The organism is Rhodococcus sp. R1101 (assembly GCF_000278445.1).
GTDB classification, from domain to species: domain Bacteria; phylum Actinomycetota; class Actinomycetes; order Mycobacteriales; family Mycobacteriaceae; genus Rhodococcus; species Rhodococcus gordoniae.
On sequence record NZ_AJVB01000626.1, the window covers coordinates 1 to 1,876 of the forward strand.

Consider the following 1,876-nt stretch of genomic DNA (forward strand, 5'->3'; position numbering starts at 1 on the left):
CCCGGAGCGGCGTGGGCGTGGTCGTCGTGGTGTGTTGTTGCCGCAGTTGTTGGTGTCGGCGGTGGAGTCGGCCGGTGATGCGGTGGCGGTGGTGGAGGGTTCTCGGTCGTTGTCGTATCGGGAGCTCGATGCGGTGTCGTCGCGGTGGGCGCGGTGGTTGATCGGTCGTGGGGTGGGGCCGGGGGATGCGGTGGTGGTGGCGGTGCCGCGGTCGCTCGAGTCGGTGGTGGTGTTGTGGGCGGTGGCGAAGTCGGGGGCGACGTTCGTGCCGGTGGATCCGGGTTATCCGGCCGAGCGGGTGCAGTTCATGGTGGCCGATTCGGGTGCGGTGGTGGCGTTGACGGTGTCGTCGGTGGCGCCGGTGGTGGCCGGGGCGGCGGGGTCGGTGCCGGTGGTGGCGGTCGATGAGGTGTCGGTGGCGGCGCAGGTGCGGGGGTTGTCGTCGCGGCCGATCTCGTATGCGGATCGGGTGCGGTCGCTCGAGCCGTCGGATGCGGCGTGGATGATCTATACCTCGGGGTCGACGGGGCGGCCGAAGGGTGTGGTGGTCTCGCATGCCGGTGTCGGTGGGGTGATCGCGGCCGAGCGTGAGCATTTCGGGGTCGATTCCTCGTCGCGGGTGTTGCATGTGTGTTCGCCGAGTTTCGATGTGTCGTTGCTCGAGTTGGGGGTGGGGTTCTCGGCGGGGGCGACGGTGGTGGTGGCGCCGGCGGGGGTCGGTGGTGGTCCGGATCTGGCGGATGTGATTGCCGCGCAGTCGGTGTCGCATGTGTTCATGACGCCGGGTGCGTTGGGGTCGATGGATCCTGTCGGGTTGGATGCTCTGCGTGTGGTGGTGGTGGCGGGGGAGTCGTTCACTCCGGATCTGGTGCGGCGGTGGTCGGTGCCGGGTCGGCGGCGGTTCTTCAATGCTTATGGTCCGACGGAGACGACGATTCTGGCGACGTCGTCGGCGGAGTTGGTGCCCGATGCGCCGGTGGTGATCGGGTCGGCGATCGCGGGGGTGGGGGCGTTCGTGCTCGATGAGCGGTTGCGTCCGGTGCCCGAGGGTGTGGTCGGTGAGTTGTATGTGGCCGGGGCGCAGGTGGCGCGGGGTTATCACGGTCGGTTCGGGTTGACTGCGGCGCGGTTCGTGGCCGATCCGTTCACTCCGGGTGGTCGGATGTACCGGACGGGGGATCTGGTGCGTCGGGGCGGTGATGGGGTGTTCGAGTATGTGGGGCGCAGTGATTTCCAGGTCAAGATCCGGGGGTTCCGGATCGAGTTGGGGGAGATCGATGCGGTGTTGTCGGCGGTGCCGGGGGTCGGGTTCGCGGTGACGGTGGGGGTGGTGTCGGCGTCGGGGGAGTCGGTGTTGGTGTCGTATGTGGTGCCCGAGGCGGGGGCGGTGCTCGATCCGGTGCGGGTGCGGGCGTCGGTGGGGGAGGTGTTGCCGGGGTTCATGGTGCCGTCGTCGGTGACGGTGCTCGACGAGGTGCCGCTGACGCCGGTGGGGAAGGTGGATCGGGCGGCGTTGCCGGCGCCGGTGTTCGAGGTGGCGGAGTATCGGGCGCCGCGGTCGGTGGTCGAGGTGGCCGTGGCCGAGGAGGTGGCGCAGGTTCTGGGGGTCGAGCGGGTCGGGTTGGATGATTCGTTCGTCGATCTGGGGGGTAATTCGTTGGCGGCGACGCGGTTGGTGGCGCGGTTGTCGGCGCGGTTGGGGTATCGGGTGGCGGTGCCGGTGGTGTTCGAGACGTCGTCGGTGCAGGAGTTGGCGGCTCGTCTGGGTACCGAGACCGCCGGTGCCGGGGCCGGGACTGTGGTGTTGTCGGCGCGGGAGCGTCCGGAGCGGGTGCCGTTGTCGTTGGCGCAGCAACGCATGTGGTTCCTCAACCGT

Annotated in this window: 1 protein-coding gene; it reads left to right on the forward strand. The window is 69.4% G+C overall.

Features of this window, described 5'->3' with window-relative positions:
• Positions 1-31 precede the first annotated feature (31 nt).
• Positions 32-1,876, forward strand: a 1,845-nt coding sequence (locus R1101_RS28230) for a non-ribosomal peptide synthetase (RefSeq protein WP_332307019.1), incomplete at its 3' end; no start/stop codon positions are given.